Annotated in this window: 14 protein-coding genes; 9 read left to right on the top strand and 5 right to left on the bottom strand. The window is 70.9% G+C overall.

What is annotated here, in order from left to right; genetic code table 11:
- The first annotated feature begins 145 nt into the window (after positions 1 to 145).
- The 9 genes from ACZ6BG_RS29095 (at position 146) to ACZ6BG_RS29055 (ending at position 10597) form a co-directional block, all read left to right on the top strand.
- A complete protein-coding gene (locus ACZ6BG_RS29095; RefSeq protein WP_469006890.1) occupies positions 146 to 1033 on the top strand; it encodes a hypothetical protein in 888 nt (295 codons plus the stop codon).
- 191 nt (positions 1034 to 1224) lie between these two features.
- Positions 1225 to 1959: a YcnI family copper-binding membrane protein gene (locus tag ACZ6BG_RS29090; protein WP_469006888.1), complete on the top strand. Its 735-nt coding sequence runs from the start codon at positions 1225 to 1227 to the stop codon at positions 1957 to 1959.
- A gap of 72 nt (positions 1960 to 2031) precedes the next feature.
- Entirely contained in the window at positions 2032 to 2730 is a 699-nt protein-coding gene (locus ACZ6BG_RS29085; protein WP_469006886.1) for an SCO family protein, read from the top strand.
- Positions 2727 to 3335: a copper chaperone PCu(A)C gene (locus ACZ6BG_RS29080; RefSeq protein WP_469006884.1), complete on the top strand. Its 609-nt coding sequence runs from the start codon at positions 2727 to 2729 to the stop codon at positions 3333 to 3335. Before ACZ6BG_RS29085 ends, ACZ6BG_RS29080 begins: the two co-directional genes overlap by 4 nt.
- 16 nt (positions 3336 to 3351) lie before the next feature.
- Positions 3352 to 5478, top strand: a complete 2127-nt coding sequence (locus ACZ6BG_RS29075; protein WP_469006882.1) for a copper resistance CopC/CopD family protein — start codon at positions 3352 to 3354, stop codon at positions 5476 to 5478.
- Positions 5479 to 5484: 6 nt separating this feature from the next.
- Positions 5485 to 6744 carry an iron uptake transporter deferrochelatase/peroxidase subunit gene (efeB, locus tag ACZ6BG_RS29070; protein WP_469006879.1) on the top strand — a complete coding sequence of 420 codons (1260 nt, stop codon included), beginning with the start codon at positions 5485 to 5487 and terminating at the stop codon, positions 6742 to 6744.
- 98 nt (positions 6745 to 6842) lie between these two features.
- Entirely contained in the window at positions 6843 to 7778 is a 936-nt protein-coding gene (gene pheA, locus ACZ6BG_RS29065; RefSeq protein WP_469006877.1) for a prephenate dehydratase, read from the top strand.
- 702 nt (positions 7779 to 8480) lie between these two features.
- Positions 8481 to 9770, top strand: coding sequence for a serine--tRNA ligase (gene serS, locus ACZ6BG_RS29060; RefSeq protein ID WP_469006875.1), 1290 nt, complete (start codon positions 8481 to 8483; stop codon positions 9768 to 9770).
- Positions 9767 to 10597: an HAD family hydrolase gene (locus ACZ6BG_RS29055; RefSeq protein ID WP_469006873.1), complete on the top strand. Its 831-nt coding sequence runs from the start codon at positions 9767 to 9769 to the stop codon at positions 10595 to 10597. Before serS ends, ACZ6BG_RS29055 begins: the two co-directional genes overlap by 4 nt.
- Positions 10598 to 11080: 483 nt before the next feature.
- On the opposite strand, the gene ACZ6BG_RS29050 is transcribed toward ACZ6BG_RS29055, so the two are convergent.
- From ACZ6BG_RS29050 to ACZ6BG_RS29030, 5 genes are all read right to left on the bottom strand, one after another.
- Positions 11081 to 11347, bottom strand: a complete 267-nt coding sequence (locus tag ACZ6BG_RS29050; protein WP_469006871.1) for an SGM_3592 family protein — start codon at positions 11345 to 11347, stop codon at positions 11081 to 11083.
- 107 nt (positions 11348 to 11454) lie between these two features.
- Positions 11455 to 12177, bottom strand: coding sequence for an ABC transporter permease (locus ACZ6BG_RS29045; protein WP_469006867.1), 723 nt, complete (start codon positions 12175 to 12177; stop codon positions 11455 to 11457).
- Between the two features lie 11 nt (positions 12178 to 12188).
- Positions 12189 to 13100, bottom strand: coding sequence for an ABC transporter ATP-binding protein (locus tag ACZ6BG_RS29040; protein ID WP_469006863.1), 912 nt, complete (start codon positions 13098 to 13100; stop codon positions 12189 to 12191).
- A gap of 52 nt (positions 13101 to 13152) precedes the next feature.
- Positions 13153 to 14034 (bottom strand): ABC transporter permease, encoded by an 882-nt coding sequence (locus tag ACZ6BG_RS29035; RefSeq protein WP_469006860.1) that lies wholly within the window; start codon positions 14032 to 14034, stop codon positions 13153 to 13155.
- Positions 14024 to 15061: an ABC transporter ATP-binding protein gene (locus tag ACZ6BG_RS29030; RefSeq protein WP_469007211.1), complete on the bottom strand. Its 1038-nt coding sequence runs from the start codon at positions 15059 to 15061 to the stop codon at positions 14024 to 14026. The genes ACZ6BG_RS29035 and ACZ6BG_RS29030 overlap by 11 nt, the downstream gene beginning before the upstream one ends.
- Positions 15062 to 15324 lie beyond the last annotated feature (263 nt).

Below are 15324 nucleotides of genomic sequence, written 5' to 3'. Positions count from 1 at the left end.
ATAAGCGCCCACTTGACGTGATGCCGCCCATACGGCGGACGCGCCGGGCACCCCGTCCGGTGTAGCCCGACACCCCCGGGAACGCGCCGCCGCCCACCGACCTGCCGTAGGAGACGGGTAAGCCTGGTGCGATGATGGCCCGGCCATGACTGCCCCCCACCCGCGTCAGACACGCGCCGGAGCCGATGTCCGGCTCCTGCGGGCCGCGACCTTCGCCGCGGTCTGCGTCGTGCTGTCCGCCGGGGGCCATGTGCTCGCGTCCTGTGCCGCCGTCCCCCTGTGGACGCTGATCGCCGCCTTCGTCGTGGTCCTCGCCGTCGCCGTGCCCCTCGCCGGGCGCGCGCGGTCGCTGCCGGGCATCGCGGGGGCACTCGCCGTCGGCCAGCTCGCGCTGCACGCGCTGTTCGGCCTCGGCCAGCAGCACAGCATGGCGATGACCACGGCCGGGGCGGGCGGCGGCTCCGACGCCGCGTCGCTCGTGGAGCGCGCGGCCCGCATCGCGTGCGGCGCGAGCGGGGCGACCCTCACGCCCGTCCAGGCCCGGCAGATCCTGCGGACCGCGGGCCTCGAACCGTCCGGCGGCGCCCACGGCGCGCACGCCCACGCCGGGGCCGAGGCGGCCGCGCAGGCGACGGGCACGATGCCCTCGACGACGTCGATGCCGTCGATGGGCTCGATGGGCTCGTCGTCGATGGCCGCGCTGCTGCCGTCCCTGCCGATGCTGCTCGCCCACGTCCTCGCGGCCCTCGCCGCGGGCTGGCTGCTGCGCCGCGGCGACCTCGCGCTCGCCCGCCTCGTGCGGCTCTCCGCCCAGGGGGCGTACGGAGTCGCCGAGGCGGCACTCGTACGCTCCCTCCGTGCTGCCCTCGCGCTGGTACGAGTCATGCGCGCCGGGCTCGTCGGCGCACCCCTGACGGGCCCCGCGCACGCCCCGGGCACCCCGCCGCCGCCGCGGCTCGTGGCCGCCGCCCTCGAGGACACGGTGATCCGGCGCGGTCCGCCCGCGACCGCCGCCCTCGCGCTCGCCGCCTGACGCGGACCGCTCCTCCCGGCATCCATCGGATCGGAGGGGTGCCGCGTCGCGCACCCGCACGCACCCGCGCACGGCCGCACGGCCCGGCGCGCCGCGTCCCCTTTCCGAACACCACAGTGCGTACGGCCGTATTCACCGTTCACCACGGGCACGACCGCCGTGACCACCTGCCGAAACTGGAGCATTCCGCCATGAAGTCCCTGACCCGCGTCTCCGTCGTCGCCGGCACCGCCGCCTCCGCCGTCCTGCTGCTCTCCGCCGTCCCCGCCTTCGCGCACGTCAGCGTCAGCCCCGAGGGCGTCGCGGCCAAGGGCGGCTACGCGACCGTCAACTTCAAGGTCCCCAACGAGCGCGACGACGCCTCCACCACCAAGCTCGAGATCACCTTCCCCGCCGACCAGCCGCTCGCGTCCGTGATGACGCAGCCCATCCCGGGCTGGAAGGCGAAGGTCACCAAGACCAAGCTGAAGAAGCCGATCGAGATCCACGGCGAGAAGATCGACGAGGCCGTCTCCAAGGTCACCTGGACCGCCGACGGCAAGGGCGTCGAGCCCGGCACCTTCCAGAAGTTCCCGCTGTCCCTCGGCCAGCTCCCCGAGGACGCCGACCAGATGGTGTTCAAGGCGCTGCAGACGTACAGCAACAAGGAAGTCGTCCGCTGGATCGAGCCGCAGCAGAAGGGCCAGGAGGAGCCGGAGTTCCCGGCGCCCGCCCTCGCGCTGAGCGCCGCCTCCGAGGACCACCACGGCGGCGCCGCCGACGACAAGGCCGCCAAGGCCGCCGCGAAGTCCGACGGCAAGGAAGAGAGCGCCTCCGACGGCGACAGCAGCGACACCACCGCCCGCACCCTCGGCATCGTCGGCATCGTCGTCGGCGCCGCGGGCGTGGCCTTCGGTGTGCTCGCCGGACGCCGCCGCAGCAGCTGAGCCACCCGCGGGACGCGCCGCGGGCCCCGGCCCCGGCGCGTCCCGGCCCCCTCACATCTGGGACATTTTCGTATGCGCAAGTTGACCAAGCAGACCACGAAGACGCTCTCCGCCGCCGCCGTCCTGACCGCGGCCGCCCTCACCCTGAGCGCGTGCGGTTCGGGCGACGGCGACAGCAAGAAGGAGTCCGTCGCCGACGTGTCGATGGAGCCCGGGTCGGACAAGGCCGCGACGGTCCTCGACAGGCCGTTCAAGAAGCCGGACCTGGTCCTGAAGGACACCCACGGCAAGAAGTACGACCTGCGCGAGCAGACCAAGGGCAAGCCGGTGCTCCTCTACTACGGCTACACCAACTGCCCCGACGTGTGCCCGCTGACGATGAGCAACATCGCCGTCGCCAAGAAGACGCTGCTGCAGAAGAAGACCGTCACCAAGGCCGAGCTCGACAAGCTCCAGGTCGTCTTCGTCACCACCGACCCCGAGCGGGACACCGCGAAGGAACTCGGCAAGTGGCTCAAGGCCCAGGACCCCGAGTTCATCGGCCTGACCGGTGACTTCCCGACCATCCAGGCCAGCGGCCGCACCGTAGGCATCAACGTCGAGCCGACCAAGAAGCTCAAGAACGGCAAGTTCGAGTCGATGCACGGCACTCAGGTCATCGCCTTCTCGCCGAAGTCCGACACCGGCTATGTCGTCTACAACGGCAAGGACGCCACGTCCAAGGACTACGAGCAGGACCTCCCCAAGATCCTCAAGGGACAGAACCCGTGAACCACCGCACCACCCGCCGCCGTCTCCTCACCGGCGGAGCCCTCGCCCTGACCGCGGGCCTCGTCCTCGCGGGCTGCGGCGACTCCGACAAGTCCGAGAAGTCCGGCAAGTCCGGCAAGGAAGCAGTCGGCAGCGCGTCCGCGAAGAAGCCCGACCTCTCGGTCGGCGGCGCCTACATCCCCGTACCGGCGATGGACGACATGGCCGGCGGCTTCTTCACCGTCACCAACAAGGGCGCGGCCGACAAGCTCGTCGGCGCCTCCAGCCCGCTCGCGGGCAGCGTCACCCTGCACGCCACCGTCGGCTCCACGATGAAGGAGCGGAAGTCGTTCACCGTGCCCGCCGACGGCACCCTCGACTTCTCCCGCGGCGGCAACCACATCATGCTCGAGGAGCTCAAGCACAAGCCGAAGCAGGGCGACAAGGTGGAGGTCACCCTCCGCTTCGAGAAGTCGAAGCCGATCACCGTCCAGGTGCCGGTGAAGTCCGCCACGTACAACCCGGACAGCTCCTCCGACAGCACCAAGCAGCACGACCCGAGCAACGCGAAGACCCACTCCACCACCGACAAGCACTCGTCGACCGACAAGCACTCGTCGCACTGAGGGGACTGAAGAGTTGATGCGGACCACCGCTCCCCGCCCGGGGCCGGCCGCCCTGACCGGCTACGGACGACTGCTGCTCGTCGCCGTCGCCCTGATCGGCGCCGTCCTCGGCTCCGTACTCGCCGCCGCGGCGCCCGCCGGCGCGCACGCCGCGCTCACCGGGAGCGACCCCAAGCAGGGAGCGGTGGTCGACAAGGCACCCGAGCAGGTGTCACTGACCTTCTCCGAGAAGGTCGCCATGTCCGACGGCTCGGTCCGGGTCCTCGACCCCGCGGGCAAGCGCGTCGACACCGGCAAGACCAGTGACCTGGGCTCGAACGCGTACGGCGTGAAGCTGAAGCCGGGCCTGCCCGACGGCACCTTCACCGTCGCCTACCAGGTCGTCTCCGCCGACAGCCACCCCATCGCCGGGGCCTTCACCTTCTCCATCGGGGCACCCTCCGCCACCAAGGTCTCGCTGCCCGACCAGGACGTCGGCGGCGGACTCGTCGGCGCCCTCTACGACATCGCGCGCTACGTCGCCTACGCCGGGTTCACCGTCGTCGTCGGCGGCGCCGCCTTCGTCCTCGGCTGCTGGCAGCGCGGCGCGGGCGTCCGGCCGCTCCAGCGCCTCGTCGTCGGCGGCTGGCTCGCCCTCACCGGCGCCACCCTGGTGACCCTGCTGCTGCGGGCGCCCTACACCGGCTCCGGCAAGCTCGGCGACGCCTTCGACCTGGCGAAGCTCGGCGACGTGCTGCAGACCAAGACCGGCGCCGCCCTCGTCTCCCGGCTGCTGCTCCTCGCGGCCGCCGCGCTGTTCATCGCCGTGCTCTTCGGGGCGTACGAGCGGCGCGAGGACGCCAAGGAGAAGCGGGACCTCGCCTTCGGCCTGGCCATCGGCGGCAGCGTCGTCGCCATCGGCATCGCGGCCACCTGGGCGCTCGCCGAGCACGCCTCGACCGGCATCCAGGCCGGGATCGCGATGCCCGTCGACGTGCTGCACCTGCTGGCCGTGGCCGCCTGGCTCGGCGGGCTCGCGGCGCTGCTGCTGTCCTTGTACCGCGCGCCCGACATCGAGGCGGCCGCGGTGCGGCGCTTCTCCGGCGTCGCCTTCGTCAGCGTCGTGACGCTCGCGGCGACCGGCCTCTACCAGTCGTGGCGGCAGGTCGGCTCGTGGACCGCGCTCGTCGAGACCGGGTACGGGCAGTTGCTGCTCGTCAAGATCGGCCTCGTCGCCGTCCTCGTGGGCGTCGCCTCGGTGTCGCGGCGGTGGACCGGGCGGATCGCGGGGCAGGCCGGGGGGATGGTGCCCGAGGCCGCGGCCGCGGCGGTCGTCGAACAGCGCAGCTCGACCAAGAAGAAGAAGCCCGTCGCCGTGGCGCACAGCTCCAAGACGGGCGTCTCGGCGGACCTCGACGCCGCCGACGGCAAGAGCGGCGACAGCAAGAGCAACGGCAAGGGCGGCGGCGGCAAGGGCAGCGGCGGCAAGGGCAGCAGCAAGAGCGACGGCGGCGACAAGACCGACGCGGCCAAGAGCAACGGCGGCAAGGCGTCCGGCGCCAAGGCGTCCGCCGCCAAGGCCCCCGGCCAGGACAAGCGTGCCGTCCAGCTCGCCCGGCAGCAGGCCGCCATGGACACCGCCCGCCAGAAGCGCGTCCGTGACGCCGACCCGCACCGCTCGGGCCTGCGCCGCTCGGTGTTCGCCGAGGCGGGCGTCGCCGTCGTCGTGCTCGCCGTCACCACGCTCCTGACCAGCACCGAACCGGGCCGCACCGAGGAGGAGGCCAAGAACGCCTCGGCCGCCTCGGCGCAGCAGCCCGCGGGCCCGGTCAAGGTCGACTTCCCGTTCGACACCGGCGGCAAGGACGGCAAGGGCGCCGTCCGCATGGAGCTGACCCCGGGCCGCACCGGCAGCAACGACCTGCACGTCTACGCGACCCGCCCCAACGGCAGCGCCTTCGACCTGCCCGAGGTCAAGGTGTCCTTCACCCTCAAGGCGAAGGATGTCGGCCCGCTGCCCGTCGCCCCCGACCGCATCGCGACCGGACACTGGAGCGCGAGCGGCGTGCAAGTCCCGATGGCCGGCAAGTGGCAGGTCAAACTGACCGTGCGCACCTCCGACATCGACCAAGTGACCCTCGACAAGAACGTGCAGATCGGCTGACCCACCATGGCGGACCACACCATTTCGCGACGACGCCTGCTCGGCACAGCGGGCGCCACCGGCCTCGCGCTCGGCGCGGCGGGCGGCGCCGCCGGGTACGCCGCGGCGTCTTCGGGCTCCTCCGACTCCGCGGGCGAGTCACGGGCGGCCCTGACGTCGCTCGGCACGGACGAGGTGATGTTTCACGGGAAACACCAGCCGGGGATCACCACGCCCGTGCAGTCCCGCGGCCATCTGATCGCCTTCGACCTCGCGCCGGGCGCCGGGCGCAAGGAGGCCGCGGCCCTGCTGCGCCGCTGGTCGGCCACCGCCGCGCGGCTGATGGCGGGCGAGCCGGTGGACGGCGGGGGCCCGGACACCGACATCGCCCGGGACGCGGGCCCGTCCGCGCTCACCGTCACCTTCGGCTTCGGCCACGGCTTCTTCCGCCGCACCGGCCTGGAGAAGCAACGCCCGGCCGCCCTCGACCCGCTGCCCGACTTCTCCTCCGACCGCCTCGACAAGTCCCGCAGCGGCGGCGACCTGTGGGTGCAGATCGGCGCGAACGACCCGCTCGTCGCCTTCCACGCGCTGCGCGCCCTGCAGCAGCAGGCCGGTGCGGCGGCGAAGGTGCGCTGGCAGATGAACGGCTTCAACCGCTCGCCCGGCGCCACCGCCCGCCCGATGACGGCCCGCAACCTGATGGGCCAGATCGACGGCACGAACAACCCGAAGCCGTCCGACGACGACTTCAACAAGCGGATCTTCGTGCCCGAGAAGCCGGACGGCACGGACCCCGCCTGGATGGCCGGGGGCTCCTACGCCGTCGTACGCCGCATCCGCATGCTCCTCGACGACTGGGAGAAGCTGGCCACCAGGGCGCAGGAGGAGGTCATCGGGCGCCGCAAGGCCGACGGGGCGCCGCTGACGGGCGGCACGGAGACCACCGAGATGAAGCTGGAGAAGACCGGCGCCGACGGCAAGCTCGTGGTCCCGCTCAACGCGCACGCCCGCATCACCCGGCCCGACCAGAACGGCGGCGCCGCGATGCTGCGGCGCCCCTTCTCGTACCACGACGGCTTCGACGCCAAGGGCGAACCGGACGCCGGGCTGCTCTTCATCTGCTGGCAGGCGGACCCGCTGAAGGGCTTCGTGCCGGTGCAGCGCAAGCTCGACCGGGGGGACGCGCTCTCGGAGTTCATCCGGCACGAGGCGAGCGGTCTGTTCGCGGTGCCGGGGGGCGCGGGGAGCGGTGAATACGTGGGGCAGAGGTTGCTGGAGGGATAGCGGTGACGGCTGTCGCCAGCTGTCGACCAGAGTTTGTCATCAGTCGCATGTTGGACAACGGCCAACCTTCGCCTCATCCGGCGCATTAGGGTGAGTCCATGTCGGCGACGCGCTACACCTACCTCGGCCCCGAGGGCACCTTCACGGAAGCGGCCCTGCGCACCCTGCCGGAGGCGGCCACCCGGGAGCTCGTCCCGATGGTGTCCGTCCCGGCCGCCCTGGACGCGGTGCGCGGCGGCGAGGCCGCGGCGGCGCTGGTGCCGATCGAGAACTCGGTGGAGGGCGGTGTCACGACGACCGTCGACGAGCTCGCCAAGGGCACGCCCCTGATGATCTACCGCGAGGTGGTCCTGCCGATCGCCTTCGCGCTCCTGGTCCGCCCCGGCACGGACCTCAAGGACATCAAGACGGTCACCGGCCACCCGGTCGCCCAGCCGCAGGTGCGCAACTGGCTCGGCGAGCACCTGCCGGACGCGCTGTGGGAGTCGGCGGCGTCGAACGCGGACGGTGCCCGCCTGGTGCAGGAGGGCCGGTTCGACGCGGCGTTCGCGGGCGAGTTCGCCGCGGCGACGTACGGCCTGGAGGCGCTGGTCACCGAGATCCACGACGCTGCCAACGCGGAGACCCGGTTCGTCCTGGTCGGCCGCCCGGGGCGGCCCGCGGCGCCCACCGGCGCGGACAAGACCTCCGTGGTCATCTGGCTCGGCGACGACCACCCGGGCGCCCTGCTCGAACTGCTCCAGGAGTTCGCGGTGCGCGGGGTCAACCTGATGCGGATCGAGTCCCGGCCGACAGGACAGGGCATCGGTAACTACTGCTTCAGCGTGGACGCCGAGGGCCACATCACCGACCGCCGGGTGGGCGAGGCGCTGATGGGCCTGAAGCGGATCTGCCCGAAGGTGCGCTTCCTCGGGTCGTATCCGCGCGCGGGGGTGGCGGTGGAGGATGTGCGGCCGCTGCGGGCCGGCACGTCCGACGGGGAATTCCTGGCGGCGTCGGACTGGCTGACGCAATGCCAGGACGGCCGCTTCTGAGCATCCGCCCGTTCTGAGCGATCACTGAACCTTCGAGCGAGCCTTCACCCGGGCGTTCGCCGCGCCTTCGCCTGACGTTTCCCGGCGCTTCGTCATGGGCCCCCGTCGGCCGTCCTCGTGGCTGAAAAAGCAGTACTACCTGCAGATTTACGTTGTCCACAGAAGTTATCCACAGGTGCCCTTCTCGATCTGGGGACAAGTCGACAACGAAGTACGACATCGTCGACATAGCGATCCTCAGACCCCAGTTGCGTCCACAGCCCCGCACATCACCCCTCGTCCATCCTTTTCCATTGATCAACTCTTTGGAGTTAACCATTTCCACTCGAAAGTTGGTCGAGAGGGGGTTTGGGGCAGGAATACACCGACGCGGAAGCGGCATTCGGAGCGCCACGTTCCGGTGTCCACAGATCTTTCGCACAGCCTGTGGATAACTTTCCGGATGCCTCCATTCCTGTGGACAACCGGCTCCCCAAGTCCCGTTTCCCACAAGGGGATCGGGTCAAGGCGGTGGCAGGCATCTGCCCCGTTTCGGGGATTCGTGTCCGGTTTATTGACCCCGGGAACTCGCGGCGATCTCCGGCCACCGGCACGACACCCGCACGACACTCACGGGAATTCCCATTCCGGCAAAACGGTCATATCGCCCATGAAGTGAATATCGAGTCGTGGGCCGGAACCGTGCGACGGTAGCCTTGAGGGGTGATTGACCTTCGCCTGCTCCGTGAGGACCCCGACCGTGTTCGCGCTTCTCAGCGCGCCCGTGGAGAGGACGTCGGCCTCGTCGACGCCCTGCTCTCCGCCGACGAGCGGCGCCGGTCGTCCGGGCTCAGCTTCGACGAGCTCCGCTCCGAGCAGAAGGCCCTCGGCAAGCTCATCCCCAAGGCCTCCGGTGACGAGAAGGCCGAGCTCCTGAAGAAGGCCGGCGAGCTCGCCGCCGCGGTGAAGGCCGCGAACGCCGCGCAGGACGAGGCCGACGAGGAGACCAAGCGCCTCCTCCTCCAGCTCGGCAACCTCGTGCACGAGGACGTGCCGGTGGGCGGCGAGGAGGACTTCGTCGTCCTGGAGACGCACGGCACGATCCGCGACTTCGCCGCCGAGGGCTTCGAGCCCAAGGACCACCTGGAGCTCGGCGAGGCGCTCGGCGCCATCGACGTCGAGCGCGGCGCGAAGGTCTCCGGATCGCGCTTCTACTACCTGACGGGCGTCGGCGCGCTCCTCGAACTCGCGCTGGTCAACGCGGCCATCGCGCAGGCCACGGAGGCCGGGTTCACGCCGATGCTGACCCCCGCCCTGGTCCGCCCGCGCGCCATGGAGGGCACCGGCTTCCTCGGCCAGGCCGCCGAGAACGTGTACCACCTGGAGAAGGACGACTACTACCTGGTCGGCACCTCCGAGGTCCCGCTCGCGGCGTACCACATGGACGAGATCATCGACGCCGACAAGCTCCCCCTGCGGTACGCCGGGTTCTCGCCCTGCTTCCGCCGCGAGGCCGGGACGTACGGCAAGGACACCCGCGGCATCTTCCGGGTGCACCAGTTCGACAAGGTCGAGATGTTCTCGTACGTCGCCCCGGAGGACGCCGAGGCCGAGCACCAGCGGCTCCTGGACTGGGAGAAGCAGTGGCTGACCGGCCTCGAACTGCCCTTCCAGGTGATCGACGTCGCCTCCGCCGACCTGGGCGCATCGGCCTCGCGCAAGTTCGACTGCGAGGCGTGGATCCCCACCCAGGGCAAGTATCGCGAGCTGACGTCCGCGTCGAACTGCGACAGCTTCCAGGCCCGCCGCCTGTCCGTGCGCATGCGCGAGGAGCGCGACGGCAAGAAGGCGGTCCAGCCGCTCTCGACGCTGAACGGCACGCTGTGCGCGGTGCCCCGCACGATCGTGGCGATCCTGGAGAACCACCAGCTGCCCGACGGTTCCGTGCGCGTCCCCGAGGTCCTGCGGCCGTATCTGGGGGGCCGGGAGATCCTGGAGCCCCTCGCCAAGTGAGCACCGCGCGCACGGGCGGCCCCGGCCCGTCCTTCCCGTACCCGCTCGTCGCGACCGACCTCGACGGGACGCTCCTGTCCCCCGACGACACGGTCTCGGCGCGCACCCGGGACGCGCTCACCGCGGCCACCGCGGCGGGCGCGGCCCACATCATCGTCACCGGCCGCTCCGTCGCCTGGACCCGGCACGTCCTGGACGACCTGGGCTACGAGGGCATCGCCGTGTGCGGCCAGGGCGCTCAGGTCTACCACGCGGGTGAGCACCGCCTGCTGACCTCCGTGACCCTGGACCGCCAGCTCGCGGGCCTGGCCCTCGCCAAGATCGAGGCGGAGGTCGGCCCGCTGGCGCTCGCCGCGAGCCGCGACGGCCTGGACGGCGAGGTCCTGGTCGGCCCCGGGTACGTGGTCCAGGAGGGCCCGCTCCCCGTCATCCCGTTCACCGACGTGGCGGAGCTGTGGTCGGCGCCGCTCAACAAGGTGTACGTCCAGCATCCCGGGCTGAGCGACGACGAGCTGGCGGCCGTGGCGCAGCAGGCCGCGGGCGATCTGGTCGGCGTCACGATGGCGGGCGAGGGCATAGTGGAGCTCCTGCCGCTCGGCCTGACGAAGGCGACGGGACTGTCCCTGGCGGCCCGGCGCCTCGGCGTGAAGGCCGCGGACACGATCGCCTTCGGCGACATGCCCAACGACATCCCGATGTTCGCCTGGTCCGCCCACGGCGTAGCCATGGCCAACGCCCACGAGGACCTCAAGGCGGTGGCGGACGAGATCACGGCCTCCAACCAGGAGGACGGGATCGCGGCGGTCCTGGAACGCCTGCTGCCGTAGCGCAGCGTTCTACGACCACCGCTGTGGGCACAGCCCCGGCCGACGGCCTCTGTCACGGGACGTGCAGAAGGCCGGGCCCAGGGCACGGGAATGTTCCCGTGACCCCAGGCCCGGCCAGTGCAACGTTGGGTGGGCGGCCCGCGCAGCGAAGTGTGCGCGCTCGAAGCGGCCGCCCCGGGCGATCCCCCGTGGCGCGGGCTCGGACGGAGTGCAGTGACTACTCCGGAGCCTGCCGCGGACCGCCCTGCCGGGAGCACGACGACGGGTGGTTGAACATCGTCGGCTCCTCTCCCAGAAGGTGAGCACCGGGGCGAGGCCCCGACGCGGTGACACCCACTACTCTGCCGACCACCGCCACGCGCCGCCACCGATTTTTCTCGCCGCAGAAGCCGCCACGGAAACCGTCGCGAGCCGCCGCGGAAGCCGGACAAGCCGCCGCGGAAGCCCGCGCAGGAAGCCCACGCACGGCGGCCCACCGCCGCCCTACTTCCGACGCCACTTCTTCCGCCGCCGACTGAAGAACCACCCCGCGGGCGGCTCGTCGGACCGCCAGGGCTGCGGCTCGGGCGCCCGGTCCCGCCACCGCGCGGAGAGCATCCGGGCGCGGGCCGACGGCTCGGCGGCCTCCGCGGACCGTACGAAGTCGTCGTCGAGGACCACGTCGTCCCACGGCCCGTCCCCGGCGCTCCCGGGCTCACCGGCCCCGCCGGTCTCCCCGGTCCCTTCGTCCCGTCCCTCGTCCGATGCCATCGCGGCACCTCCCGGCCACAGCTGAAGCATCCCCCTCCCACCAGTGTCCGGGTGGGAGGGTGAAGACGCCGTCAAGACTTCAAGCACCTGCTCGTCCCTGCGAGGACCTACTCGTCGCCGGCCAGCGTCAGCGTGCGCAGCTTCTGCCCGGCGTACCACGTGGTCCCGGCCGTGACCACGATCAGCAGGACCACTGCTGCGGGCAGGCCCACGTCGGAGGTGACCAGGTCACCGCCGTCCGCGGCCTTGTGGGCGACGGCGAGGGACCACTGCTGGACGCTGAGCGTGCGCGCCCCGGAGACCAGGGAGCCGAACAGCGCCTCCCACACGAGGGCGTACACGAGGCCGAAGACCACCGCGTGCCGGGTGATCGTGCCGAGCAGCAGGAAGATCGCCGCGTACGCGATGGAGGAGACGAGGGCGGCGATCGTGTAGGCGACGGCGATCTGCTGGCCGTTGCCGTTGAGGATCATGCCCGCGATGAACGTCGGGAGCGCCGAGAACGCCATGGTGACGGCGATGGCGACGGTGAGCTTGGTGACGATGATCGTGGGCCGCTTGACCGGCTTGGACAGCAGGTAGAGCACGGAGCCGTCGTCGATCTCGGGGCCGATCGCGCCGGTGCCCGCGATGACGCCGATGATCGGCACCATCGTGGCGAGCGCGAACCCGCCGAGCAGGTCGGACGCGACCTGGTCGTCGGCGCCGCTGAGGGCGCGTACCGCCACGGAGATGACGATGAGCAGCAGCGGCAGGGCGCAGAGGATGAGGGCGCGGCGGCGGCCGAGGAGGGCCCGGTAGGTGAGCCGGGCGACAGTCGGGTCGTACACGGTGACTCCCTTCAGGCCGCGACGAGGTAGGAGAAGACCGACTCGAGCGACTCGTCCGAGGGCGAGACGGTGAGCAGCCGGATGTCGTGTTCGCGGGCGATGCGTGGCAACAGGGTGGTGAAGCGCCCGAAGTCGACGGCCTGGATGCGCAGCGCGCCCTCGTCGAGGTCGACTTCGATGCCCGCGGTGGACGGGTCGGCGATCAGTGCGGCGGCGAGCGTGCGGTCGTCGCTGGAGCGCACCAGGTAGCGGTGCGGCCGGTCCGTCATCAGGCGGCGGATCTTGCGGAAGTCGCCGCTGGCCGCGTGGCGTCCGGCGACGATCACCTCGATGTGCGAGGCGAGCTGTTCGACCTCTTCGAGGATGTGCGAGGAGAACAGGACGGTGCGGCCGTCGTCGCCCATCTTGCGCAGCAGTTCCATGAGTTGCATGCGCTGGCGGGGGTCCATGCCGTTGAAGGGCTCGTCGAGCAGCAGCACGGACGGCTCGTGGACGAGCGCGGAGGCCATCTTCACGCGCTGCCGCATGCCCTTGGAGTACGTGGAGATCTTGCGGTCCTGCGCGTACTCCATCTCGACCGTGGCGAGGGCGCGCTGGGCGGCCTTCTTGCCGAGGCCGTGCAACTCGGCGTTGGCGACGACGAATTCGCGGCCGGTGAGGAAGTCGTACATCCCCTCGCGCTCGGGGACGATGCCCAGGTGCTTGTAGATCTGTTCGTTGCGCCAGGTGGGGTGGCCGTCGAGGGTGACGCTGCCCGTGGAGGGGGCGAGGAAACCGCCCATCATGCTGATGAGCGTGGACTTCCCGGCGCCGTTCGGGCCGAGCAGGCCGGTGACTCCGGGGCTGATCGTCATGGTGATGTCGTTGACCGCCACCACGTTGCCGAACCAGCGGGAGACATGGTCGATGCTCAGAGTGCTCATGGGCGCAGCCCATTCCTTGGAAGGGTGGTGGCGGGAGACGGGAGGGACATGGCTAGAGCCCGGCCTTTCGGTAGCGGCGCATCAGGCCGGCGTAGCTTCCGGCGATGAGGGCGAGGACGACGAGGACGTACACGACGCCCGTGCCGGTCGAGGGGCCCTCCTGCCCGGGGAAGGCGGACGTGGCGCCCAGGAAGGCGGTCTGCACACCGTCGATGAGGGTGATCGGCGAGAACAGGCCGAGCCAGCTGATGGCTTCGGAGCTGCCCTGTTCGTGGGCGATGGCCTGGACGGTGGAGACCGCTCCGTAGGAGATGGTCAGGACGGCGATGACGGCGGCGATGCCGAAGCCGCGGCGCGGCGTGACCGCCGAGATGACCAGCGCGATCCCGGAGAACAACACCGAGAGCAGCGCTACGGAGACCAGCCCTTGGGCGAATCCCTTCGTCTGGTCGGCGAAGTCAAGTTTGGCGAGCAGTGCTCCTACGTAGAGCACGATCAGCGGGACGGCCGTCAGGATGAACAGCGCGCTCGCGAGTGCCGCGAACTTGGCGCGTACGTAGTCGACGCGTTCGATGGGGCGCGAGAAGTACAGGGGCACGGTCTTGAACCGCAGGTCCCTGGAGACGGTCTGCGGCGCCTGCGCGGCCAGGTAGAGGCCGATGACGGCCTGCAGCAGGATCGCGTAGCGCGTGTAGTCGACGGGAAGGTCGTTGGCCTTGGTGGCCACGGCGACCGCGACCATGATCAGCGCGGGGGCGCACATGACCCCGAAGAGGATCATCGGCAGGACCTTGGACTTGGCGGAGCGGCCGAGGCCGTAGGCACCGCGCAGGCTCTGCGAGAACAGCGAGCGGGTGGCGTACGCGCGGCCGAGGCGCTGGCCGTCGTAGTGGCGGTAGCCGATGTTGTGGATCTGTGTGGAGTCAGCGGGCATCGCGGCCGCCTCCCGTCTGCGCGGTGACGTGCTCGGACGCACGCCCCTGTGCGTCGTTCCCGTCGTTCCCGTCGCTCTCGTCGCTCTCGTCGCTCTGGTCCTTGGTGCGGAAGACCTCCGCGATGTGGTGCCTGCGCTGTTCCATGCGGACCAGGCCGAGGCCGAGGTCGGCCACCACGTCCCGGACGAGGTCGTAGGTGTCCTCGCTCGCCGCCTCCAGGAGCACGGTGTGCCCGGCGCCGGGGAGGCCCCCGCCGTCGTCCTGGGTGGCGACGCCGCGGCCCTGGAGGGCCTTGCGCAGGGCGGCGGTGCCGTCCGGGTGCTCGTCGCTGTCGGTGACCTCGATGGCGAGGGTCGCCGTGGTCTGGGTGAAGTCCGTGGTGGAGCTGGAGCGCAGGAGCTTGCCGCCGTCGATGACGACGACGTGGTCGCAGGTGCGCTCCAGTTCGCCCAGGAGGTGCGAGGTGACCAGGACCGAGATGCCGAAGTCGGTGTGCACCCGGCGGATCAGGGCGAGCATCTCGTCGCGGCCGACCGGGTCGAGGCCGTTGGTCGGCTCGTCGAGGAAGACCAACTGGGGGTCGTGCACCAGCGCCTGGGCGAGCTTCACGCGCTGCTTCATGCCGGTCGAGTAGCCGCCGATGGGTCGGTAGCGCTCTTCGTAGAGCCCGACATGGCGCAGGGTGTCCGCGGTGCGTTCGCGCGCGGCGGCCGGCGGCAGGCCCGACATGCGTGCCATGTGGACGACGAACTCGGTGGCCGAGACGTCGGGTGGCAGACAGTCGTGCTCGGGCATGTAGCCGACGCGCTCGCGAATCCGGCCGCCTTCGGTGGCGACGTCGAGGCCGAGCACGGCGGCACGGCCCTCCGTGGCGGGGGACAGACCCAGCAGGATCTTGATCAAGGTGGACTTGCCGGCTCCGTTGGCTCCGACGAGTCCGGTCACACCGGGTCCGATGTCCAAGGAGAGCCGGTCAAGTGCGGTCACCCGGGGGAACCGCATGCTCAGGCTTTCGGTCGCGATCACAGTCACGCTTCGAACGTAGTGGCGCGCACCACACGAAGGCGTCAGCCCTGGGGCTCGATCGACCGTCACTCTCGAGTATTACGGGCCCGTAGGGGTCGTCCGTAAGTCGCCCCCTACAGGTTCTCCCGGGGACCGCCTCGGGGAACTTCCGGACCTGTCCCGCGGGGTTGGGCAGAACTATTGACGCAGCCGTCAGCCATTGTCACATTCATCAGTGTCAAGTTACGAGCGCGTACGGAGACGACGGAGCGCGGGCGCGAGCG

The sequence above is a fragment of the Streptomyces sp. NPDC041205 genome (genome assembly GCF_055591765.1).
Note: the sequence above shows the minus strand (reverse complement) of the source record. Positions and strands in the feature narration are given on the sequence as shown.